Annotated in this window: 1 pseudogene; it reads right to left on the bottom strand. The window is 65.6% G+C overall.

The features are described 5' to 3' along the window. Window positions 1–350 (bottom strand): annotated as a pseudogene (locus AC1D0P_RS32865) (acetate/propionate family kinase); the annotation flags it as partial.

The raw sequence follows: 350 nt of genomic DNA, 5'->3' as shown, positions 1-350 counted from the left end.
GTTCGGCGCATGCGCGGCGAGCCGCTCGGAAGCGGCGATGCCGGCAAGATTGTGCGGCTGGTGCAGCGGCGCCAGCGGGATCAGCGCTTCGAGCGCGTTGATGATCTCCGGCGTGACGATCACCGGCTCGACGAAATCCGCCCCGCCATGCACGATGCGATGCGCAATCGCCGCGATCGACCAGTCGTCGWCATGCCGGTCGATGAGGTCGATCACCGCCTTCAGCGCCGCATCATGATCGTTGCCATCGACATGTGCGTCGAGCTTTTGATCACGCCCCGTTAGCCGCGCCGCGATCGCCGCCTTTTCGCCGATCCCTATGACCTTGCCGGCGAGCAACACATCCAGCC

It is taken from the genome of Polaromonas sp. P1_G2, assembly GCF_056405515.1.
The sequence above is the reverse complement of the archived record's forward strand: the minus strand, read 5'-3'. Positions and strand labels throughout refer to the sequence as shown.